Source organism: Sutterella sp., from assembly GCF_030539355.1.
Lineage (GTDB): Bacteria > Pseudomonadota > Gammaproteobacteria > Burkholderiales > Burkholderiaceae_F > Sutterella.
Window position 1 is genome coordinate 3,243 of sequence record NZ_JAUNSF010000029.1, and the last position, 24,227, is coordinate 27,469.

Annotated in this window: 15 protein-coding genes; 14 read left to right on the forward strand and 1 reads right to left on the reverse strand. The window is 64.0% G+C overall.

Annotated elements, in window-relative coordinates:
• Positions 1-201 precede the first annotated feature (201 nt).
• From htpG to Q4F91_RS06285, 14 genes are all read left to right on the forward strand, one after another.
• Positions 202-2,091: a molecular chaperone HtpG gene (gene htpG / locus Q4F91_RS06220; protein ID WP_303335817.1), complete on the forward strand. Its 1,890-nt coding sequence runs from the start codon at positions 202-204 to the stop codon at positions 2,089-2,091.
• 415 nt (positions 2,092-2,506) lie between these two features.
• Positions 2,507-3,421: an AEC family transporter gene (locus Q4F91_RS06225; RefSeq protein WP_303335820.1), complete on the forward strand. Its 915-nt coding sequence runs from the start codon at positions 2,507-2,509 to the stop codon at positions 3,419-3,421.
• A 179-nt stretch (positions 3,422-3,600) separates the two neighbouring features.
• A complete protein-coding gene (locus Q4F91_RS06230) occupies positions 3,601-5,001 on the forward strand; it encodes a hypothetical protein (protein WP_303335823.1) in 1,401 nt (466 codons plus the stop codon).
• Positions 5,002-5,115: 114 nt separating this feature from the next.
• Positions 5,116-6,570: a hypothetical protein gene (locus tag Q4F91_RS06235; protein WP_303335825.1), complete on the forward strand. Its 1,455-nt coding sequence runs from the start codon at positions 5,116-5,118 to the stop codon at positions 6,568-6,570.
• Positions 6,571-6,744: 174 nt separating this feature from the next.
• On the forward strand, positions 6,745-8,163 hold the full coding sequence (locus tag Q4F91_RS06240; RefSeq protein WP_303335828.1) for a hypothetical protein: 1,419 nt from the start codon (positions 6,745-6,747) through the stop codon (positions 8,161-8,163).
• A 425-nt stretch (positions 8,164-8,588) separates the two neighbouring features.
• Positions 8,589-10,088: a hypothetical protein gene (locus Q4F91_RS06245; RefSeq protein WP_303335831.1), complete on the forward strand. Its 1,500-nt coding sequence runs from the start codon at positions 8,589-8,591 to the stop codon at positions 10,086-10,088.
• Between the two features lie 256 nt (positions 10,089-10,344).
• On the forward strand, positions 10,345-11,835 hold the full coding sequence (locus Q4F91_RS06250; protein ID WP_303335833.1) for a hypothetical protein: 1,491 nt from the start codon (positions 10,345-10,347) through the stop codon (positions 11,833-11,835).
• 237 nt (positions 11,836-12,072) lie between these two features.
• Positions 12,073-13,557 carry a hypothetical protein gene (locus tag Q4F91_RS06255; protein ID WP_303335837.1) on the forward strand — a complete coding sequence of 495 codons (1,485 nt, stop codon included), beginning with the start codon at positions 12,073-12,075 and terminating at the stop codon, positions 13,555-13,557.
• Between the two features lie 147 nt (positions 13,558-13,704).
• Positions 13,705-14,562, forward strand: coding sequence for an aldo/keto reductase (locus tag Q4F91_RS06260; protein ID WP_303335840.1), 858 nt, complete (start codon positions 13,705-13,707; stop codon positions 14,560-14,562).
• Between the two features lie 52 nt (positions 14,563-14,614).
• Entirely contained in the window at positions 14,615-15,625 is a 1,011-nt protein-coding gene (locus Q4F91_RS06265; protein ID WP_303335842.1) for an AraC family transcriptional regulator, read from the forward strand.
• Between the two features lie 105 nt (positions 15,626-15,730).
• Positions 15,731-16,807, forward strand: a complete 1,077-nt coding sequence (locus Q4F91_RS06270; protein ID WP_303335845.1) for an alpha/beta fold hydrolase — start codon at positions 15,731-15,733, stop codon at positions 16,805-16,807.
• Between the two features lie 40 nt (positions 16,808-16,847).
• The gene (locus tag Q4F91_RS06275; RefSeq protein ID WP_303335847.1) at positions 16,848-17,840 is read left to right on the forward strand and encodes an aldo/keto reductase; all 993 of its coding nucleotides are present in this window, start codon (positions 16,848-16,850) and stop codon (positions 17,838-17,840) included.
• A gap of 248 nt (positions 17,841-18,088) precedes the next feature.
• A complete protein-coding gene (locus Q4F91_RS06280) occupies positions 18,089-22,942 on the forward strand; it encodes a RecQ family ATP-dependent DNA helicase (RefSeq protein WP_303335849.1) in 4,854 nt (1,617 codons plus the stop codon).
• A 69-nt stretch (positions 22,943-23,011) separates the two neighbouring features.
• Positions 23,012-23,479 (forward strand): hypothetical protein, encoded by a 468-nt coding sequence (locus tag Q4F91_RS06285; protein ID WP_303335852.1) that lies wholly within the window; start codon positions 23,012-23,014, stop codon positions 23,477-23,479.
• 117 nt (positions 23,480-23,596) lie between these two features.
• On the opposite strand, the gene Q4F91_RS06290 is transcribed toward Q4F91_RS06285, so the two are convergent.
• A complete protein-coding gene (locus Q4F91_RS06290) occupies positions 23,597-24,208 on the reverse strand; it encodes a DMSO/selenate family reductase complex B subunit (RefSeq protein ID WP_303335855.1) in 612 nt (203 codons plus the stop codon).
• Positions 24,209-24,227 lie beyond the last annotated feature (19 nt).

Sequence of the window (24,227 nt, forward strand, 5' to 3'; positions counted from 1 at the left end):
ATGCACGGCCTTCACGACGCTCGTCGAGTATCCCTGAGCGCTGACCGCGGGGCGGATCCGGAGGAGAACCGGCACTTGAAATCCTCCGGACCGTCCCCATATAGGACTTCAGAACAGTCGTCCGGCGCGAAGGGTGCCCGTCCCCTGGAGAGACGCCCCGCCCCGGACGTCCGATTTTTTTCATGGAGACAGAAAAGAAAAATGGCTGAAGTTCATCAGTTCCAGACCAAGGTGAGCAAGCTGCTCAAGCTCCTTGCCAACTCTCTCTATTCGAACAAGGAAGTGTTCCTGCGCGAGATCGTCTCGAACGCCTCCGACGCCATCGACAAGCTCCGCTTCGCCGCCATCTCGAAGCCCGAGCTCACCGCGGACGATCCGTCCTTCTCCATCCGCATCCGCGCCGACAAGGACGCCGGCACGCTCACGATCTCCGACAACGGCATCGGCATGACCCTCGAGCAGGCCAACGAGCACCTCGGCACCATCGCCCAGTCGGGCACCGAGGACTTCCTCGAGAACCTCTCGGCGGATGACGCCAAGAACGCCCAGCAGATCGGCCAGTTCGGCGTGGGCTTCTACTCCTCCTTCATCGTCGCCGACCGCGTGACGGTGATCAGCCGCGCCGCCGGCACCGCCGAGAACGAGGCCGTGAAGTGGGAGTCCGACGGCTCGGGCACCTACACGTCCGAGCTCACGACCCGCGCGGGCCGCGGCACCGACGTGATCCTGCACCTCAAGGCCGACGAGACCTCGTTCCTCGAGCCCTGGACGCTGCGCTCGACGATCACCAAGTACTCCGACCACATCTCGACGCCCGTCTACCTCTGGGAGACGCGTCAGAAGGGCGACGAGGAGAAGGACACCGTGAGCGAGTGGGTTCAGGTGAACGATGCGAAGGCCCTCTGGACGATCGCCCCGAAGGAAGTCACCGAGGAGCAGTACAAGGAGTTCTACAAGCACCTCACGCACGACTGGGAGGACCCGCTCGCCTGGGCCCACAACCGCGTCGAGGGCGACCTGGACTACATCTCGCTCCTCTACTGCCCGTCGCGCGCGCCGATGGACCTCTACAACCGCGACCTGCAGAAGGGCTTGAAGCTCTTCGTGCAGCGCGTCTTCATCATGGACCGCGCCGAGGAGTTCCTGCCGAACTACCTGCGCTTCGTGAAGGGCCTCGTCGACACCAACGACCTGCCGCTCAACGTCTCCCGCGAGCTCCTGCAGGAAAGCCGCGTCGCCGCGAAGCTCAAGCGCGCCCTCACCCGCCGCTCGCTCGACATGTTCGCGAAGCTCTCCGAGGACAAGGAGAAGTACGCCGCCTTCTGGACGCAGTTCGGCCGCGTGCTCAAGGAAGGCGTCGTGGAGGATCCCGACAGCCGTGACGCGATTCTGAAGCTCCTCAGGTTCGCCACCACGAAGGAAGGCGCCGCCTCCGAGACGGTCTCGCTTGCCGACTACGTCGCCCGCATGCCCGAGGGTCAGAAGAACATCTACTACATCATCGCGAGCAGCCGCGAGGCCGCCGAAGGCTCGCCCTATCTCGAGGTCCTGCGCCGCAAGGGCGTCGAGGTGATCCTCCTCTGGGAGCGCATCGACGAGTGGATGATGGGCTCGCTCGAGGAGTTCGAGGGCAAGAAGTTCATCTCCGCCACCGCCGCCGACCTCGATCTCGAGGGCGTGAAGAGCGAGTCGAAGGACGAGGCCGAGAAGCCCGCCGAGGGCTCCCGCGAGGACGACGACAAGGCCGTCGCCCGCTTCAAGGCCGCGCTCGGCGACAAGGTCGAGGACGTCCGCGTCTCCACCCGACTCGTTGACTCCGCCTCCTGCGTCGTCGGCGCCCATGACCAGATGCTCACGCAGCAGATGCGCATGATGCTCCAGGCCGCCGGCCAGCAGATCCCCGAGGAGAAGTACACCCTCGAGGTGAACCTCGAGAGCCCGCTCGTGAAGAAGGCGCTCGCCGAGAGCGATCCGGACAGGTTCGCCGAATGGGCGGGCGTGATCCTCGATCAGGCCCTCCTCTCCGAGCAGGGGTCGCTCAAGGACCCCGCGGGGTTCCTGAAGCGCCTCAACGCCCTGCTCCTCGGCTGATGAGCTGAAGTCCCCTCTCCGCTCTGCTCCCCGGAAACTCCCGGGGGCGGCGGGGCCGGGTGAAAGCCTTCCGGCGAAGACGCCGCGGTTCGCACTTTCCAGTGTGGCTGCGGCGTCTTTCTTTATGGGTAGAAATGCACCTCTCAGGTGGGATGTTGCTCAACGGCCGTGCGGAGGCCCCGGGGGCGTGCCGGCAGGCACTCAGACAGGGCGAAATGTAAGGATTTCCCTGTTCTTTCGGCCGTATTGTGATCTATGTCAGAAATATTCCTCCCGCGGGAGGTGATGAGCTTATGCCACTAGAGGGATAATCGCGGCTTCAATTTTTAAAACCCTCACCTGCTCTGCCGCCCGGTTTCAACCTCCCCTCAAGCCCCGAGTCCCGGACTGCTCTGCTGCGTTTCTCTCACGTGCCATGGAAGAAAGCTTCGCAAAAGTCCTCTCATTTGTTGTCTTCATCGCGCTCGGCTGGGGCCTGAGGCGCTTCGGCATCCTCAAGCCCGAGGCCTTCCACGCCATCAGCGGCCTCGTGATGTGCGTCACCCTCCCCTGCGTGACGATGACGGGCCTCAACGGCCTCGACATGGGCGCGGACATGGTGATGATGGCCCTGATCGGCTTCGCCGCCAACGTCGTCTTCCTCGTCTTCTGGATCGTCGCGACGCTGCGCACCCAGGATCCGGAGCTGCGTGACTTCCGGCGCCTGAACGGCTCGGGCTTCTCGATCGGGCCCTTTGCGATTCCCTATGTCTCGACCTTCCTCGGCTCGGGCGGTCTGCTCACGGCCCTCATCTTCGACGTGGGCAACGCCGTGATGAGCGCGGGCGGCACCTACGCCTGCATCGCCGGCCTCAGGGAGCGCACCTCGCCCGCGCGCATGGTGAAGGTGGTGATCTCGAAGCTCTTCCACTCGGGCCCGATCCTCGCCTTCGTCTTCATGGTCGTGCTCTGCGTGCTCGGCCTGAAGCTCCCCGACACGATCATCACCTGCACCAAGGTGGGCGCGGCCGCGAACACCTTCCTCTGCATGATCATGATCGGCGAGTCGATCAACCTCTCGCTCACGATGCGCGAGTTCGTCGAGATCATGAAGATCCTGCTCACGCGCCTCGTGCTGCAGATCGGGCTTGCGCTCCTCATGTTCTATTTCCTGCCCTTCGACATGGAGGTCCGCCGCGCCCTCGTGCTCTGCGCCTTCGCGCCGGTGCCCGCCATGAACCTCATCTACACCAACGAGCTCAAGGGCAACCTCTCGCGTGCCGCGAACCTCTCCTCGCTCTCCGTGGCGATGGCGATCATCTCGATGTCGGTGGCGGTGAACCTGATGTAAGGACGGCGCGGATCTGAAGCGTTTCAGACGCCTTCTCAAGAGGGCGGTCACGGGAATATCCTCCCGGGCCGCCCTTTTCCTTGTTCACGACGCCGCCGCTTCGGGCAGAATGAGGGGACTGCGGGTGCCTCAACGGGAGCGCGCCGCCTTTTCCTTCCCCGGAATTCCAGGAGCGGACAGTGACGGAACACAATGCGCAGATCACGGGCGGCGGCCCGGCGGATCTCATGGACTTTGTCGAGCGTGCCTCGGGCGTGCGGGGTCTCCTCGGTGAGATCTTCGGCGAAACGGACGCGTCGCTGCTCCTGCGGCTTGCCCGGGCGGTGATCGGTCAGAAATGGGCGGTGCTTACGCCGCCGGGCGCGGCCGACGAGGATGAAATCTTTCCTGCGGCCGACGTGGACGAGTCCGCCCGGCGCGCCCTCTTCGAGCGCGTCGGCGCCCGGGCGGATCTGCGGCGCGCCTTCATGGACCGGCGCAGGGCGGTGTACAACCCGGATGACCGTCAGCTCCTCGCCTTCGAGTCCTACGCGCTCTCGCTCTGGGACGAGGAGAATGACGTGCCGATCGGGGACTTTTCGCTCTGGGTCAATTTTTTCACGCGTGACACCTATGAGCCCGTGGGGTATGCATTCCTTCCGGAGTGCTACGTCGGCAGCGGCGCCGATCAGGAGGCGATCGACGGGTTTGAGAAGTTCCGCGTGCGGCCCTGCCTCGTCACGGACAAGAACAACATTGAGGACGAGCTTTTCAACTACTTTGTAAACGACGATCTGCAGTATCTGTTGCTCGACTGGCCGATTGAGGCGCCGTGGGCGCTTGAGGTGATTGAAGATCAGAGCTGGGGGATCGGTGACGAGCACTGCCGGGAGCCCGACCATCCGTCCCGGTACACGATGCGCACCGAACGGGACGTGGAATCGGCCTGGGAAATGTGGTGCGAGGATGACGATGACACCATGGTGAGGCACGTCTGGCTGCACTGCACGTTCGATCAGGACCGGTACGATGCTGAGGCGGCGGATCTGCGTCAGAAACTCGAGGACATTCGCCAGAAGCTTGCGAAGGAGCGGCGCGGACTCTCCGAGGAGGAGAAGGAGTTCGCCGGGAACTGCCTCCTCCGGCGCAAGGGCAAGTGGATCCTCAATGAGGCGGCCGTCAGAAACCGTCTGAAGACGGCGGGCTGGAGCCTGCGCATCTCGCGCGTGGCGCTTATGCCGAAGGAGGTCGTGGAGATCGAGGAGACGTACAAGGCGGTTGACCATCGGATGGACATTATGTCGGCTTATGACGAGAGGTACCTCGAGGACGGAAAGTCGCTCGAGGAATCGCCCGCGATGCAGGGGCGGCTCTTCGTGCAGTTCGTCGCGCAGTGCCTTGCCTCGCACGCAAGGCGCAGGATCCGCGCCGTGCGCGCAGCACTGAAGGACAGCAGCGATCCGCAGGCGGAACTGATCAGAAAGGTGCTTCTTGACGCCGAGCTTCTCGACGTCCTCAGACACCTCGGAGAGACTGCAGAGCCCGGGACGGAGAAGATCCTCGGCGAGCGGTTCCTGCAGGAATTCTCGCGGCCGCTCTGACGCTCAGAGAACTTCTGCGGACGAATGAGAAGGAACGCCTTCCGCCAGAGGGGCTTCCCGAGCGGGCTGTGACCCGGAAATTTGTCAGCCGTATTTTTTGATCAGGAACCACTTATGACCGAGCCCTCCTCCCTTCCCTTCTCCGAACACCTTCTGCGGCTCGCAGAGCAGACCTCGGGTGCCGACGGGGCTCTGCGCAGCGCCTTCGGTGACGCGTTCGCCCGCGATATCCTCGCCATCGCGCGCAACCTGATCAGCACGGACGGCAGGAGCTTTGAGGAACCGGAGGAACTGAGCTACCCGACTCCCGAGGACGAGGACGCCCTCGCGGATGCGATCGGCGAGGACCCGGCGCGGGACTTCTTCGATCGCCTGAGGGAGCGGCAGTCCCTGCGCTCGCAGCGCCTCGCGGAGGCCGGGGAGAACGCGCCGGCCCGGGAGGTGTTCCTCGCCGAGCTTCGGCGCGGAGCCGCTACCATTGATGACGGCGTCGTCGCGATGGAGGTGATCACCGCGGAGTCCATGCACGGCGAGGAGGATTTCGATGGCGAGGCGGACGGCGTGAATTCACTGATGCTTCTTGCCGGCCGCCGCACGGGCCGCATCTTCGGCGCCCTCCCGCTCCCGCCCGGGGCGGACACGCCCGAACTGGTGATCGAGGAGACGCTCAAGAGCCCGGCCGTGCGCGGACTCGATCCCATTCTTCACCTCTCCGAGGACCATGGACTCGAGGAGGTGCTCCGTGAGATGCACTGCCGACGGACGCCCGTTCTCCAGCGCGCTGGGGATCCCGGGAGCGCCATGGCACCGGTGCTCGCTGCGGCGAAGGAGAAACTGCGCACCGCGCCCGAGCTCTTCCCGGACGATCCGGAATCCCGGGGCGTGACCGATGTGAGTCTCTCGCAGCCCTCCCCGGAGCTCACTCCCGTTCATCTGAGCGTTGTGGAGGACGAGTCGGGCGAGCGGGCGCGTCAAGAAAGCCGTGAGGAGCTCGAGGGCATCATGAGGAAGCTCAATGCCTCGGGGAATCTCAGCGATCTCTCGGAGTACGAGCAGGAACTCGCCCGGGGCTTCCTCGTGCCTGAGAAGGCTGCCGGGGACGCCTTCCGCTGCCGCGTCGACGAGGAGCGCTTCGCCGAGGTCACCGCGCACTTCGGCATCCTCTGGTTCCTCTCGAATTTCTCCCTCTCCGTCGCCGAGGAGCGGCGTCTCGAAATGATCCGCCTCTCGGCCGAGGAGTTCCTCAACGCGGAGTCCGAGGAGTTTGACGAGAATTCGTTCTCCCGGGATATGTCCGCGTCTCTGGAGGAGCTTGAGGGACGCCGGTTCGTGAAGTTCTGCGCGCTCCTCATTGCGCAGGAGCTCGGCCGGATCTTCCTCCGGGCTCGCGAGCGGCTCGCCGAGCTCGATTCGGAGACGGCGGAAGACGAGGTCGTGAAGCATCTACGCGAGACGCTTGCCTCGAACTCGCAGGCCGACATCCTCGCGGCGCTTGATCGGGCCGTCCGTGAGGCCGGGGACGAAGGGCGGGAGATCATCGAGCGCGTGTTCGCGCCCGTGAGCGACTGAAACTGCCTGGCTGTCTGCATCTGATCTGGGCCGCGGAAGGAAGACGTCCGCGGCCCTCTTCGTCCGTGCGCCTCGTCGGAGCGCCCGGGCGGAATGTGTGCGGCGACGCGTCCGGGAGTGCTACGCTTTCCCAACTTTCGCAATCCCGGAACCCCGACGCACGAGACCAGCACCATGATCGACCCCAGAAATCCCGTCCAATTCTCCGACCGGCTCATCATGCAAGCGGCGGAGGCCTCGGGCCTCACGCGGGCGCTGAGGCGCGCCTTCAGAGCCCGGACGGCCGATGAGATTCTCCTCCTCGTGTGCAATCTCGTGACCTCGGGCGGCGTGCACTTCATGGACCCGGACGACCTGGAATTCAAAGTCAGCTATGACTTTGAGGATGAGATTGCCGAGCTGCGCGAGGCCGAGGACCGTGAGCGCATTGAGCTTTTCGAGCGGATTGAAGCCGATCAGCAGGGGCGCGAGGCGTTCTTCGGGTTCCTGCAAGAAGCGGCGGGCGCTCCCGCCGAGGACACGGTCGTGATGGAGGTGGAGCGCCGGGGGCTCGCGTTCAAGCTCGACAAGGGTGAAGAGGACAGCAGCCATTCGGATCTCCTTTTTGTGAGCCGTGTCACGGGCCGCATCTTCGGCCTCTCAAGGCTCACGCCTGGCGAGAGCACGCCCGACTGCGCCGTTCTGGCCGCCGCGAAGACCGGTGCCATTGCATTCCTTGCCGAAGAGTCGCATTCCGGCGAACTCTTTGAGGTTGTCTCCCGCAGCGGGTCGCGTGTCATCTGTCATCCGCTGCGGGGCGGTCCTCTTCAGGGCGCTGGCCTTGAGGCCGCGGCCGGGAGGTGGCCTCAGGAAACGGAGACCTTCCCCGACAAACCCTCCGTGCGCGGCATGACGGACGTCTTTGTGGCCGAGCCCGTCGAAGGTTTCCCGCCCGTGCGCGTCAGCGTTTTCGAGGATGAGGGCAGCGCAGATTACCGCAGGCTTTTCCGCGAAAAAATTGACGAGATCTGCAGGGAGGTCAACAAACGGCACGGCATGCAGCATCTGGATGCTGTCAGCAGGATGCTTGTCGATGCGTACCTCCTGCGCGAGAAGAACCCGGACGGCCCCGGCTTCCGGTACCTCATCAATGAGCGAAAGGTTCTTCTTGGCGAGGCGAGCGAAGGTTTCCGCTGGTACCTCTCGAACTTCCATATCGACATCAACGAGGCCTGGCGGCTCGGCTGGGAGCGCCGCGACAGCGAGGAGTTCCTTGACGCGGAGTTCTGCAGCGATGACGAGCGCGGGATTGATGTAGACGAGCATCTCGAGCGCTGCAGCCCCGAGGCGATCCGGGGCCGCGAGTTCGTGAAGTTCTGCGCGCTCGTCTGCGCGAGCGAACTTGAACGCACCTTCACCGCGGCCAAGATGCGGCTCAGGGCGATCTCGGGCAAGGTGGGTGACAAAAACCACCGCAATACGGTGAAGGCCGTGCGCAGGGCGCTCGACAACGACTTCCAGGTGAAGCTTCTCAGGAACTGCAATTCGCTGTCCTGGGATCGTAAGCGCGCCGAGGCGTATGAGATGCTGCGGCGAATCACCGGAGATTGCTGAAAGCTCTGCCCCTGAAGCTGTGGTGGTGGCTGCATTGCTTCCAGTGTCTCCACGTCGCGGGCGTGGACACCGCCACGGTATGAACAGTTCTGGCTGAAATGCCGTCAGGGGACATGCTCTCCTGCGGTCGGGCGGCCGGTCGCTTCCCCTCGGCACGGGGCCATGCGCCCCGGCGAGAGCTCCGCGTCCTTGGTTCTTGCGTCGGTTTATGTCGGCTTTTTCTTTTTGAATCCATGAACATCATGTAATTAGCTCAGTTGGATGATGTGAAAATCGCTGCGTCACTGAATGGTTGATGCCCTCTTATATTGGACTCATCGGTCGAACACCTTCCCAAAGAAGGCGCGCGACGAACAAGTTTCATCAACGGCCGCCGCGGATCTGCAACCCGCGGCAGAAAGGCCACCATTCAGAGGACTCCAGGCATGGACAAAAACAACCGACTCTCAGAGCGACTGATTCAGCGCGCACTGAACGAAACCGGCTTGGCCGCCGAGATCCGCGAGCTTTTCGGGGATGCGGACGGCACGCAGATCAACGACCTCGTGCTCAATCTCGTCGCCTCAGGCGGCGCGAGCTTCGAGCGCTGCGAAAGCTTCGGGTTCGATCCGGAGGACGACTTCGATGATGATTTCGAGGACGACCTGGATGACGATTTCGAGGACAACGACGATTTTGAGGATCTGCCCCTTGTTCTCGCGGACGAGGACTTTGACGAGGATCCGGAACGCACGGCCCTCTTCCGCCGCATCGCCCGGAACGAACGTGCGCTGAGGGCGTTCTTCGACCGTCGCAGGAATGCCGCCGGCGCGCTTGACGCGGGCTTCTTCGCCATGGAGATCGACACACACGACTGCACCTTCTTGAATGAGCACGAAGATGATGTGTACACAATGCTCGAGAGCTGCACGGACATGCTCTATGTCTCGCGCAAGACGCGGCTGCCGGTCGGCTACCTTGAACTCAGCCGGCTCGTCAGGAGCGGTAATGCCTTGAAGGGTGCGGATGCCCTGCGCAAGCTCACGGGCGCGGAACCGACGGTGATGCTCAACAGCGAGCACGACCTCAGCGAGATCCTGGGGATGATGCGTGAGGGCGATCACCGGATTCTCTGCCGCGTGGAGGCATCGGATGCCCTGGCCGAGAAGTACGCCTCCGTCGTGAGGCAGAAGCTTCACGATTCTCCCGAGGTGATCCGGGAGTTCCCGCAGGTCGTCGGCGTGACGGACGTGGCGTTCATGGAGTCCGGGAACGGTGGTCAGCCGATCCGCGTGAGCTTTGTGAACAATGTCGGGTTCGGGGATTACGAAGGGATGCTCCGGGAGCGTCTCGACGGCATCAGGGCGAAGCTCGGACGGCGCGGCAACTCCAAGAAGATGAGCGAGGAGGAGAAGGAACTCGCCGCGAAGTTCCTCGTCCGGGAGCCGATGAAAAAGGGCGGCGGCTTCTCCTGGCGCCTCAACGAACCCGCCATCGCCGAGGCCTGCGAGCAGCGGGGCTGGCAGTGGTACCTCTCGAATTTCCCCGTCACCGCAGCGGAGCTCTGGAGCCTCGAGGCGCAGCGCCGCTCGAGCGGGGAGTTCATGAGCGCGGAGTTCTACGACATCTGCGCCGACGACTACCTCCCGCCGGTGTTCTACACCGTCGGTGCCGCTGAGAAGAACGGCTGCAACTTCGTGAAGTTCTGCGCGCTCATCTGTTCTGAGGGGCTCAGGCGAATCTTTGAGGACGCCCGCGCCCGTGTGGCCGAGATCGCGCGGCAGAGCCCCGTGGAGCCGGGCATTGAACGCGTTAAGAGCAACCTTGAGTTCGACTCTCACATGTCGATGCTTGACACCTGCGACCTCTACGAGGACGAGCCGAAGGAGTTCGGCGCGGAGTTCAAGCTCATGCAGCGCATTTTCCTTGAGACCGAGGCTGCCTGAAAAGACTGAGTACTGTCGGTCAAATGGGGCCGCGGATGGAGATGTCTGCGGCCCCGAATTTCTTCTGGATACCCCAAAGATGGTATGACCGACCTGGAACTGCATCGCTGCGTCAGCAGATGGTGCATGCGCCCGTACATTGAAGTTATCAGCCGAACACCTTTCTCTGAAGGCGCGCGGCGAACAGGTTTCATCAACGGCCGCAGCCGGCGCTCCCCGGCTGCCTTGAAGGCCACTTTCATTGGAGTGCAACCTTATGACCCAGGAAGTCATCACGCGTTCCGCGGCGAACGCCCCCGCCCTTCACTCGCCCCGCACCCTTCGCGAATTCCTCGCCATCATCGGCGAGCGCTCGGGAATCGACGCCGCCGTCCGCGCCTCGTTTGGCACCGATGCGGATAAGTTCATTGATTTCTCCCGCTCGCTCATCGTCAGCTCCGGGCATTCACTTTTCATCACCCCTGCCTGGTCCACGCAGCATCAGCCCGGCGATTATGCGGAGATGCTGCGCCGCATCACCTCCGACCCCGAGGCCCGCACGGCCTTCTTCAAGGCCCGCCGCAGCGCCGTCGGCGCCGACACGGGCAGGACCTATGCGTTCGTGATTGAGAACGTGGGCTGCGATGAGGAAGGCGAGCCGAAGGCAGGGATTCACATGACGCTCGTCGGGGGGCCTTCCCTGCAGCCCTATGCCCTCATCGACATGCCCGAGGGCTCTGTCGATGATGCCTTTGACGGCCTTGAGGGGCTGGCGGATCCCTCGACGCAGCTTGTCTGTGTGACTGATCCGAACGAATGGGCGGAGACGGCGGAGAATGTTGCGACCTCCGAGCGGCCGATTGTCTGCTGTCTCGGCGGTCCGTGCCCGGAATCTCTCCGCGACCACCTTGACGCGGCGGGAGCGGCGGTCTGCATGGGCGAGGAACAGCCCGCTGACGAAGGCGGCAGTCCGCTGAAAGCCGTCACGGTTCCGGGCGTGCCCGGCATGACGGCGCTTTCGACCGATTCCGTGATGACGACGTTTGTTTTCAATCCGCCGGCCATGAAGACTGAGGCGACCCGCCTCGAGCACCGTGCCCTTGACATCAAGTCGAAGCTCGGCGCCCGTCAGGCTGTGCATTCTTCCGAAGACCACGAAATCATCCGCGAGGCTTTCGTGCGCGAGCCTGCCGGAACCTGCAAGGGCCGCAGGCGCGGCGCCGCGGTGAAGTGGCGCATTGACCGCACGAAGCTTGAGTCTCTTGCCCGCCGCAATACCTCGGTCGTCTGGATTTCCAACTGCGAGATTGATCCGGACCAGGTGAGCCGTATCTTTGACAAGCATCCGGAGGAATCAGACTTCTTCCTGCCTGACGCCGAGCACTACGATGAAAATGAACTGGCAGGATTCCTCGTCGGCTTCAATGATCCGGAGATGCGCCCGGGCAGGCTCTTCCTGCAGTTCGTCGCTTACTGCCTGTGCAGCTGGTACGCCGCGATCGTTTCCGAGATGACGAAGCGCCAGACGCTGCCGGAGGATCCCTGCCGTGACCTCGTGCAAACGCTGCTCGCCGTCACGCTCGACAACGACGGGGATCCGGGCCGGAGCCTGATCTTTTCCCGCCTCGGTCTGAGGGCGATGGACGGCGGCACCGGTCGCGCGGCCGGCGTCAATTTCCCCCCGGAATTCACCGACGAGGTCTTCGCTGAGATGGAAGATCGTTTCTTCAAGCTCTTCGACGAGGTGAGCGCGCACCGGGCCGCCTGACCCCCGCCTGAGAAAGCCTGACCGAGGGCCGCGGACTTGCCCGATTGTCCGCGGCCCTCTTTTCGCCTGCCCTCGTGAGGCGGGCGTCCTCCGGTCAGGTATAGTGCAGGCTCTGCACGCACTGCCCGGGGAGGACGGCAGCCTCGCTTGCTGCCCGAGGTGCGCGCACATGCGAATTTCAACCGGACTGCCGCGGCGGATGCTTCCGCGGCGGTTTCCATCCAATCAGTGACCCCCATGACCGAGAATCAGGAAAAATCAACCCAGCCCCAATCTTTCCTCAGGGACATCTTCACCAAGGCGGGTGAGTGCTCCGGCATCGACGCGGCGCTGCGCGCCTCGTTCGGCGCCGATGCGGAGCTCATGATCGAGTTCGCCCGTGCGATCTCCGCCCGGGCCGGACACTCCATCTTCTGCGATCAGCTCTGGTCCGAGGATCACGATCCCGATGCCTGGAAGGAGCTTCTGAAGAGCATCTCGAACCGTCCGAAGGAATACGCGGCCTTCTACAGCTCGAGGGCCAGGGCGCTCAAGGCTGATCCCGCCACGACCGCGGTGATCGAGCCGATGATCCCGGTTCTTACAAAGGAGGGGAACCTCACCGCAGGCAGACAGATCATGCTCATCGCCGGGAAGTCCCGCGAGCCCGTGGCCGCGGCGCTTGTGCCCGCGGGGCGCAACATCGTCGAGAACCGTGAGAAGGCTTTTGCGGAGCTCGGGGATCTCGCGAATCTCGTGGAAGCAAGCACGCCCCTCGTGAGCGAGGGTTACCTTCTCTCGACGAAGGACATCCTGGACCACATGGTCGCCCCGAGGCCGCTTGCCTACAACCTCGAGGACCGCGAGGCACAGCCCTTCCAGACTTTTGTCGAGAACACCCCTGACCTCGAGACCGGCGGCGAGCCCGTGCAGCCGCCCTTCGTCGGGCGCGTGCACACCGTGGAGGGCATGCCCGGCGTGCCCGCCGCGGCCGGAACGGCGGCGAGGACGAGGATCCTCTTCAACCCCGAGATCTTCAGGCGCGAGCTCGAGGAGCAGCGCGTGCAGATCCTTGACGTCAAGGCGAAGCTCGGCGGCGGTAACCGGGCGCTCACGCCCCCGGAGCAACGCATCATGAAGGAGATGCTCGTGCGCGAGGAGAAGAAGGCGGCCGGCGGAAAGAAGACGGTGAAGTGGCGCATCGACGAGGAGAAGCTCCGCAGGAGCGCCGTCAGGCAGGCGAGCCGCTTCTTCGTGATGAACACCGACGTGCCGACCGAGGACGTGATGGAGCTCTCGCTCGAGGCGAGCCGCGCCCTTGAGTTCTACTTCCCCGACATGGCGAACTCCGAGGAGTATGTCGTCAACAGTCTGCTCGAAGGCTACGACAGGGAGGAAACCTACTCCGGCCGCGCCTTCCTTCAGTTCGCGGCGCTGGCGTACTACCGCTGGATCCTCGCGCGCTTCGAGGACATCGTCAGCCGTATGGAAGCCCGCGGGACGTCGGAACAGAGCCCGGCCGAGACGTATCTCGTCGCCTGGCTGCAGAACGAGTGCCTCTTCCATGACGGACAGCTTTTCCACTGGCTCGAGCAGCGCGCGGCGCACCCTGAGAGCGAAGTCCGGGAATTCCTCACCCGCATGAGCAGGGAGAATCCGCTCGCCGCGCCTGAGACGACCTTTGAGCGCGACGCCCTCTTCCTCAGGCTCTTCAACGAGGCGTGCGAGGCCGCTGCGGGCTGATCGCTCATGTGCACATTCCTCTCGCCCTCCGGCAACGAGAGAGAATCGTGCAAACCGTCGGGCGTTTGTGCAAAACGCCCGGCGGGGTCCCGGACCTACGATGACGTCATTGGATTTCCTTTTTCCCCGCAGAGGATTTTTTCAGAAATGTCATCACCGGTTCTTACCCTCGCCAACGGTGTCGAGCTTCCTGCCTTCTCGTTCGGCGTCTACCAGATCCCCGAGGGCCCCGTCTGCGAAAAAGCCGTGGCCGACGCCCTCGAGGCCGGCTACCGCTCGATCGACACCGCCGTCTCCTACGGCAACGAAGCCTCGGTCGGCCGTGCCGTCGCCGCGAGCGGCATCGCGAGAAACGAGCTCTTCATCACCTCGAAGCTCTGGGTCGAGGATGCAAGTGAATCGGGCGCCGAGGCGTCCGTGAAGCGTTCGCTCGACCGCATGGGTCTCGACTACATCGATCTCTACCTCATCCACCAGCCCGTGGGCGACGTCCACGGCGCCTGGAGGGGCCTCACCAAAATGCTCCGTGCGGGACTCGTCCGCGCGATCGGCGTCTCGAACTTCGCCCCGGACCGCCTCATGGACATCGCCTTGGCGAACGAGGTGCGCCCGATGGTGAACCAGGTCGAGATCAGTCCCTTCTGCCAGCAGCGCGCCGCCTTCCCCACCATGGCCGACCTCGGCGTCGTGCCCGAGGCCTGGGCGCCCTTCGCCGAGGGCCGGAACGGAATCTTCTTCAATCCGGTGCTCCGTCAGGTCGCCGCGAAGCACGGGGTGACCGTGGCGCAGGTCGTGCTTGCCTTCGTCGCCAGGCTCGGCGCCGCCGTTGTCTCAAAGAGCGTTTCTCCTGCGAGAATGAAGGAGAACCTCGCCGCGAGCGAGCTCGTGCTCGATGACGACGACATGCGCGCGATCGCCGCGCTCGACAAGGGCGAGAGCCAGTTCTTCTCGCACCGGGACCCCAGCATCGTCCGCTGGTTCCTTGAGCGTCGGATCAGGCTCTGAAGGCCGTCAGGCTCAGGCATTCCCAGAAGTTTCGTCTCCCCGGAGGAACATCATGCAGACACCCGCCGAATGGATTGATCGCAAGGCAAAGGACGACGCCGACGCGGCGGCGCCCGCAGTGAAGGTCTATGACAACGAGTCCTGCGAGAAGCCGCGCCAGCGCGAGCTGCGCCTCGCCCTCGCCGACCGCGTGCGCGAGCTCGTGAAGCGTCAGGTCCCCTGGGGCGCGGTCTCGAATCTTCCGATCGAGGGACTCAACCTCTCCTATATCGAGGAGAGCGTCGAGACCCGCAACTGCTTCTACCAGCTCTCGATCGCGCTCATCCTGCGCGGCCGCAAGCGCCTGATGATCGGCGCCGAGGAGTACGAATACGGTCCCGGCTCGGCGCTCGTCACCTCGATCGACATGCCGACCTCGTACGAGCTCCTCAATGTCTCGCCCGACGAGCCCTTCGTGTCGCTCTCGCTCAGGCTCAACACCGCCACGCTCGCCGAGCTCCTCAGTGACGACCTCTCCGCGCACGAGGCCGAGGGCGTCTTCACCGTGGAGAGCGCCTCCGAGGAGCTCCTCGAGGACTTCAGCCGCATTCTCGCGCTCGTCGACCGCCCCGAGCAGATCCCGCTCCGTGCGCCGATGATCCTGCGCGACATCCATTTCCTCGCGCTCACCGGCGCGGGCGGCGAGAACCTGCGCGCGCTCTACGCGCCCGACGCCTCTGGGAAGCGCATCCGCCGCTCGATCCGCTGGCTCAAGGACAACTTCCGCGAGGAGGTGACGATCGAAAAGCTCGCCTCGATCGCGAGCATGGCGCCCTCGACCTTCCACCGCCACTTCCGCGAGATCACCTCGATGACGCCCCTGCAGTACCAGAAGCGCCTGAGGCTCTACGAGGCCCAGCAGCTGATGCTGCGCGGCGAGGCGGACGCGAGCTCGGCCGCCTACAGCGTGGGCTACCAGAGCGCGGCGCAGTTCTCGCGCGAATACAAGCGCCTCTTCGGCGAGCCGCCGGGACGCCACACCCGCGCGAAGCTTGAGGCCCTCGAAGGAAAGAACGGGGACTGACGCACCGCCCTCGCCTGCGGACTCCCCGGACCTGAACAGTCCGGGGGCGGGATGGCATTGCCTCTTAATTCGAGTTACTGCAAAACTTTTTCGAAGAAATTCAAGATGTTTGTCAAAAACCATTTGTCAGCCGTCGCCTGTGCCGTCGTACTCGCGGCCGGGGCGCTCGCCGTCTCCGCCGCGCCTCTCACGCTCGAAGGCCAGGGGAGCTTCGCCGCGGGCGGCACGGTCGTGCCGGCTCAGGAGAAATATGACCCGTACCATCCGAAGGCCGAGGCCCAGGATCTGCACGGCGACCATGCCTTCGTGCGCTGGCAGAAGCCCGTTGACGCCCGGAGGTTCCCGCTCGTCTTCCTCCACGGCGCCGGACAGTTCTCGAAGACCTGGGAGACCACGCCGGACGGCCGCGACGGCTTCAACAACATCTTCCTCTCGCGCGGGTTCTCCGTCTGGCTCGTGGACCAGCCCCGCCGCGGCGGCGCCGGCAAGGCGACCGTCCCGGGCTCGATCGCAGGCAAGTCCGACGAGGCGTTCTTCTTCGGACAGTTCCGCATGGGGATGTGGCCGAAGTTCAACGAGGGGAGCCAGTTCCCGCAGGACGCGGAGTCGATCAATCAGTTCTTCCGCCAGATGACGCCCAACACCGCGCCCTATGACGAGATGGTCAACGCCCGCGCGATGACGGAGGTTCTGAAGAGAAGCGGCCGGGCGGTGCTCGTCACGCATTCCCAGGGCGGCGGCATCGGCTGGCAGACCGGCATGATGAGCGACAACCTCGCCGGCATCGTCTCCTACGAGCCGGGGAGCGGTTTCCCCTTCCCCGAGGGCGAGGCGCCCGCGCCCTTGAAGACCTCGAGCTTCTTCGGCGACTTCCCTGTGAAGATCGTCCCGGTGGCGGAGTTCGACAAGCTCACGCGCTATCCGATCGTCATCTACTACGGCGACTACATCCCGAAGAGTCCCACGACGCACCCGCACGAGGACTACTGGCGCGCCGCCCTCGAGCTCGCCCGTCTCTGGGCCGACTGCGTCAACCGCCACGGCGGCGACGCGAAGGTGATCGAGCTTCCCGACGCGGGGCTCAGAGGCAACTCCCACTTCCCCTTCGCCGAGCGCAACAATGTCGAGGTGGCCGACCTTCTCTCGAAGTGGCTGCACGGGAAGAAACTCGACGTCCGCTGATTTTTGAATTTGTTTTGATTGATTTCGAGGAGCAGGAAAGATGGAAAAGCGTCGACTCGGCAAGTCCGGTCTCATGGTTAACCCGGTCGGTCTCGGCTGCATGGGCTTCACGCACGCCTACGGCGCACCGGTGGAGCACACCGCGGCGGCCCGCACGATCCGCGAGGCCATTGACTCGGGGTACGACTTCATCGACACGGCGGAGTGCTACATCGGCACCAATCCCGACGGCTCGACCGCCTGGAACGAGACCATCGTGGGCGAGGCCGTGAAGGGAATCCGCGACCGGGTGATCATCGCCACGAAGTGCGGCGTGCATCACAACCCGGACACGACGCTGCGGCTCGACAGCCGCCCTGAGACGATCCGCACGAGCGTCGAGGGGAGCCTGAAACGCCTCGGCATCGACTGCATCGATCTCTACTACCAGCACCGCGTCGACCCGAATGTGGATCCCGAGACCGTCGCCGGCACGATGGCGGACCTCATCGCCGAGGGCAAGATCCGCTTCTGGGGCATCTCCGAGGTGGGCGAGGAGTACCTCCGGCGCGCGAACGCCGTCTGCCCCGTGACCGCGATCCAGCAGCGCTACTCGATGATGGCGCGCTGGCACGAGGCGATTCTCCCCGTCTGCGACGAACTCGACATCGCCTTCGTCGCGCACTCCCCGATGGCGAACGGCTTCCTCACCGGCACCTACAAACCCGGCATGACCTACAGGGAGGCGGGCGACTACCGCGCCGCGATGCCCCAGTACTCGCCCGAGGGCTACGAAAAGGCGAAGGCCCTGCTCGACCTCCTCTCGGCGATGGTGATCGACAAGGGCGCAACGATGAGCCAGCTCTCGCTCGCGTGGCTCCTCGCCCAGAGCCCGAGGGTGATCCCGATCCCGGGCTCGCGCAGGATCGAGCGCCTGCGCGAGAACTTCGCCGCGGCCGAGATATCCTTCACCGCGGACGAACTCGCGCGCATCCGGACGCTCCTTGAGGGCGCGGACTTCGCAGTCTTCGGCGGGCACGCCCAGGCGAAGTGAGGACGGTCGCCCATGCGACTCAGAATTTCTTTATCTCCTTTCTGAAACATCGGCCGGTTCCTGCGGGGGCCGGCCGTTTTTTTCCCGCACGGCCCGGCAGCCCGGTTCCTGAACGAAAAGCGCGACTTCCCCGGCGGTTTGCGCGAAAATGACAGCTTCAGGCGCAGGATTCCAGTACCACGGACCGGATCCCCGCGCCCGCAGTTCAGAGATTCGCGCGGACCCGCCGTCCGCGACTGGAGCAAGGATTGAGCGGAGGCCGGGTCGTCTTCATTGACATCGAGGTCGGCGTCGAGGACAGGCGCATACACGACTACGGCGCCGTCCGGGAGGACGGCGCGTGCCTGCATACGCCCGTCCTCAGGGACTTCCGGGCGTTCCTCGAGGGCGCGGACTTCGTCTGCGGGCACAACATCATCCGGCATGACCTCAAACGGATCGAGGACTCCAGCGGCAGCCCGCTCGGCATCCCGGCGATCGACACGCTCTTCCTCTCGCCGCTGCTCTTTCCGAGGCGCCCCTACCACGCGCTCGTGAAGGACGACAAGCTCCTCGTCGACCAGCTCAACAATCCGGTGAACGACTCCGAGAAGGCCAGAGAGCTCTTTCACGACGAGGTGAACGCCTTTCATGAGCTCCCCGGGGCGATGCAGCGCATCTTCATGGGACTCCTCGCCGGCAGGGAGGAGTTCAGAGGATTCTTTGACTTCATCGGATTTCACGGCCCGGAGCCCGGGCTCGCCCGGCTCATCCGCGAGACCTTCGCCGGAAAAATCTGCGAAAACGCCGCGCTCGAAGTGATGATCGAGACGCTTCCGACCGAGCTCGCCTACGTGCTCGCGCTCATCGGCTCGGGCGACGAGGACGCCGTCACGCCCGCCTGGGTCACGAAGACCTTCCCCTTCGTCGGACATGTCATGAGGCGTCTGCGCGGCACGCCCTGCGCCCAGCGCTGCGAATACTGCCGCGGGATGCTTGACATCCATGCGGCCCTGAAGCGCTTCTTCGGCTACGACGGGTTCCGCACCTGGAACGGCGAGCCGCTGCAGGAACGCGCGACGCAGGCGGCGGTGGACGGCAGCTCGCTCCTCGCGATCTTCCCGACGGGCGGCGGCAAGTCGCTCACCTTCCAGGTGCCCGCCCTCCTCTTCGGACGCGCGGTGCACGGGCTCACGGTGGTGATCTCTCCCCTGCAGTCCCTGATGAACGATCAGGTCGACAACCTCCGGGCCAAGGGGATCGCCGACGCCGTGACCGTGAACGGCATGCTCTCGCCCGTGGACCACGCCGAGGCGCTCGAGCGCATCGAGAATGGATCCGCGAACCTGCTCTACATCTCGCCCGAGTCGCTCCGCTCCCGCACGATGGAGCGGCTGCTGCTCGGACGCACCATCTCGCGCTTCGTGATCGACGAGGCGCACTGCTTCTCGGCCTGGGGCCAGGACTTCCGCGTCGACTATCTCTACATCGCGGACTTCATCGCGGAGCTGCAGAGGAAGAAGGGGGACGGACACGCGATCCCCGTCTCCTGCTTCACCGCCACCGCCAAGCAGAAGGTCGTGAACGACATCCGCGACTACTTCTGGGAGAAGCTGAAGCTCGATCTCAGGCTCTTCGCCACGGACGCCGCCCGTGAGAATCTCCGCTACCGCGTGCTCTTCAAGGAGACCGACGAGGAGAAGTACGGCGAACTGAGGAACCTCATCGAGAGCCACCGGTGTCCCACGATCGTCTACGTTTCCAGAACGCGCGCGGCCGTGGAGCTCGCCGGGCGGCTCACGGCGGACGGATTCCCGGCGCTCCCCTTCCACGGGAAGATGGAGCCCGCGGACAAGCGTGACAACCAGGCGGCCTTCATCGAGGACCGCGTCAGGGTGATCGTTGCGACCTCGGCCTTCGGCATGGGCGTCGACAAGAGCAACGTCGGCCTGGTCGTGCACTACGACATCTCGGGGTCGCTCGAGGACTATGTGCAGGAGGCGGGCCGCGCCGGACGCGATCCGGGCATGGAGGCCGAGTGCTGTGTGCTCTTCAACAACGCGGACCTCGACAGGCACTTCCAGCTGCTCAACGGCACCAAGCTCTCGATCGGCGAGATCCAGCAGGTCTGGAAGGCCGTGAAGGACATGACGCGCCACCGTCCCTCGGTCTGCTGCTCCGCGCTTGATCTCGCGCGGCAGGCCGGCTGGACGAACGACCAGGACGCCGAGACACGGGTGAAGACCGCCGTCGCAGCCCTGGAGAAGGCGCAGTACCTGAAGCGCGGCAGGAACATGCCGCGCGTCTATGCGACGAGCCTCGTGCCCCGCAGCTTCGAGGAGGCCCGCGCGCTCATCGACGCCTCGGATCTTTTCTCCGGGGAGGAGAAGGAGCACGCGAGGCGTATCGTGCAGAAGCTCATCGCCGAGCGCTACCGCTCCATCGCCGGCTCGGCCGACGCCGAGTCGAGGATTGACTATCTCGCGGACATGCTCGGGCTCGAGACGGCGCAGGTGATCCGCGCCGTGGATCTCATGCGTCAGGCCGGCATTCTCAGGAACGAATCCGACATGACCGCGAGGATCGTGACGGCCGAGGACACGAGGCGCCGGTCCGGCATGGTGATGAAGCGCTTCACCGAGCTCGAGAAGTTCCTCATTGAGGAACTCGGGCGGGAGAAGCCCGGCCGGAGGCCCTCCGCCGACGGCCCGGTCGAGGTGAATCTCAAGGAACTCAATCAGCTCGCCGAGGAGAGCGGCGTGCCCCGTCCGAGCGTGAAGAACCTGCTCACGATCTTCCTTTTCCTCTTCACCCGCAGCCAGATCCGGGATCTTGAGCGGCGGGGTTCGGGGTCGGTCATTCGCTTCCGAATGGAGAAGACCATTGAGGAACTCCGCAGGCTGAGTGAAAGGCGAATGGAGCTCTGCGGCTTCATTCTCGACCGCCTTTACATGCTTGCGGAAGGAAGGGAGCCCTCGGCACGCGGCGAGGTCTCCGTTCCCTTCTCCGTCGTCGGTCTCCTGAGGGAATACCAGGAGGAAGTGATCTCGGAGAAGCGTGTCACTCAGCACGACATCGAGGAGGCACTGCTCTATCTCTCGAAGATCGGCGCGATGCGGCTCGAGGGTGGATTTCTCGTTCTCTATCTTCGAATGGAGATCACCCGTCTCGTCACTGACAACCGCATTCGCTACAAGATCGAGGACTACCGGTTCCTTGACGAGCACTACCAGCAGAAGATTCAGCAGATTCATATCGTCGGCGAATATGCGCGCCTCATGGTGAGGGACTACGACGCCGCACTTGGGTTTGTGCAGGACTATTTTCATCTCGACTACCGGGCATTCCTTCGGAAATACTTCCGGGGAGACCAGGCCGATGAAATCAACCGCAACATCACGCCGCAGAAGTACGCCGAGCTATTCGGCGCGCTCTCGCCGCTGCAGAAGCAGATCATTGATGACAGCACTTCGAAGTGCATCGTCGTCGCGGCCGGCCCCGGGAGCGGCAAGACCCGGGTTCTCGTGCACAAGCTCGCCGCGCTTCTGCTCATGGAAGACGTCAAGAGCGAGCAGCTCCTGATGCTCACCTTCTCGCGCGCCGCGGCGACCGAGTTCAGGAAGCGCCTGAACGCATTGATCGGCGCCGCCGCCGGCTACGTCGACATCAAGACATTCCATTCGTACGCCTTTGATCTCATCGGACACGTCGGCAGTCTCGACGCCGCGGACAAGGTCATTCCGCTCGCCACGGAGCGCATTCGCAATGACGAGGTGGAGCCCGGCCGCATTGCCAAGCGCTGCATTGTCATCGACGAGGCGCAGGACATGGATGCCAATGAGTTTGCATTCCTGCGTGCACTGATCGAGAAGAATGAAGATGCGCGCGTCATTGCGGTGGGAGATGACGATCAGAATATCTATGCATTCCGAGGCTCCAATTCAAAGTACCTGAACTCCATGGTCCTGGAGATGGGTGCGAAGAAATACGAGATGACGGCCAATTACCGCAGCAAGGGCTCGGTTGTTGCGCTCGCCAATCAATTCGTCTCCTCCATTCGGAACCGGATGAAGGAGGAGCCGATTCATGCCGTGCGAAGCGACATGGGACGGGTCGTCATCACACTTCATCCCCGGGGAAGCAACATGGCCGCGGCACTCGTGGAGGAACTCCTCGAGACGCCGGACGCCTATTCGACCTGCGTTCTCACGCAGTTGAATGACGAGGCCGAGGAGGTTCTCTCGCTCCTCCTGGACAGAAATGTCCCGGCCCGGCTCATCCAGTCCCTCGACGGTTTCCATCTCCCGGATCTCGCCGAGATCCGTCATTTCCTCAGACTCCTGGAGTCCGCCGGACCGGTCATCTCCGGGAATTTCTGGGAGAAGGCCGTCGACAGGCTCGAGACGATCTACGCGGCGAGTCCCTGCATGGAGATTCTCCGCAACCTCATCCGCGAATTCCGCGAGACGCACGATGAGCTTTACCGCTCGGATCTCGAGGGATTCATCAATGAGTCGAACTACGAGGACTTCTATTCGATCGGGCGCGGCATGGTCGAGGTCTCGACCATCCACAAGGCCAAGGGCCGGGAATTCGGGACGGTTCACCTGCTGCTGAGCGGTGTCAGTGATCTCACGGACGAAGACCGCAGGAAGATCTACGTCGGCATGACGCGCGCGAAGAACGCGCTCTACATCCACACCGACACGGCGTTTCTCCCCGCGGCCGACGGGGTGGAGTTCGTCGAGGACCGGGCCGAGTATCCCGAGCCGACGGAGCGCGTGCTGCAGCTCACGCACCGGGATGTGTGGCTTGATTTCTTCAAAGGCAGGAAACAGACGATCCTGAAGCTCATGAGCGGTGGCCGGCTTGATTTCTCGGCTGACGACGGAGGCCTGACCGCAATGATCGACGGTCGCCGGCTGACGGTCGTGCGCTTCTCCGAGAAATTCAGGAAGAGCCTTGCGAAGCTCGCCGCCCGTGGCTACAAACCGGTCTCGGCGAAGGTGCGCTTCATCGTGGCCTGGCGGCCGAAGGATGCGGCTCCCGACGAGCCTGAGCACGCCGCGCTGCTCCCTGAGGTGCGGGTGAGGAAGATCCGCCGGGACGGCACCGGAGAGTGAGGCGCCCGATGCGCCCGGCCGGGCGGCGGGTGATAATTTCTTCAGTCACCAGAAAAGAAGGAGACCGCCGTGGAGCAGAACGACTTTGACGCCGCCGAAGCCAATGAATTCCTCACCTTCACTCGGGAGGAATGGGATACCGTCGTGAGTGCGCTCGGGAACCTTGACGTGGCCGAGTGCGTCGAGGAGGTGTCGGTCGAGGAATACTACGAAATCGAGGAGGAGGTCGAGGCGTGCGCGATCATGGACGATTCGGACGGAACTGACGGTGTGGTGCGGTTTCCCGAGGAGATGATTCCGACGCTCTTCTGGTGCCTCGGACAGCTCAGCCGGATCCATCGTGAAGTCTTCCTCGACCGAGTCGCCGGGGAGGACTTCGGCGAAATGCTCGTTCTCGATAACCTCGCCGACTGGCAGTGCTACACACTAGCCTGCGCCATCATCGCCCACAAACCGGGTGTCACGGATTTCATCGGCCGCATCGAGCATCAGAAATTCCGGGAACTCCTCGAGAAGCCGAGGAAGGGCTTCGCCTGACGGACGGGGGGAGCGGAACGAAAGACGCTTGCGAGGGCGATCGGGAACGCCGCTCGCAAGCATCAGGGAATCAGGGGAAAGCCGGTTCAAACGGGCCTTCCCTGCTTTCGCTTCGGATCAGAAGCGGTGCGACGAGCCGCCCGTGAAGCCGACGGGCTTCGCGGTCCTGCACGGCTTGATCACTAGACTCGGACGTGTCAGCGCGGGGTCGGCGAGCGGCGCAATGCCGGCCACGTCCCCGTGCTTCTTCCTGAGTTCCTCGATGTCGCCGAACTCGATCGCACGCTCGGGGCAGCTCTCGACGCACACGGGCTGGCCGCCCTTCGAGGTGCGGTCGACGCAGCCGTCGCACTTGCGCATTTTCCTCAGCTTCGTGTCGAGCTGCGGGACGCCGTAGGGGCAGGCCCGGGCGCACATGCCGCAGCCGATGCACTTCGCCTGGTCGATGACGACGAGGCCGTCCTCCTCGCGTTTGTAATGGGCCTTGACGGGGCACACCTTCACGCAGGCCGGATCCGCGCACTCGTTGCAGCCCTGCGAGATGTAGTAGGCGAACACGTTCTGGCGCCACGTGCCGTCCGCGTTCTCCTTCCACTCGCCGCCCTCGAACTCCGTCACACGGCGGTAGTAGAGGCCGATCGGGGTGCCGTTCTTGTCCGCGCAGGCGATTGAGCAGGTCCTGCAGCCCGTGCAGCGCGAGACGTCAATGAAAAAACCTTTCTGTGTCATTTTTTATTCTCCCGCTGTT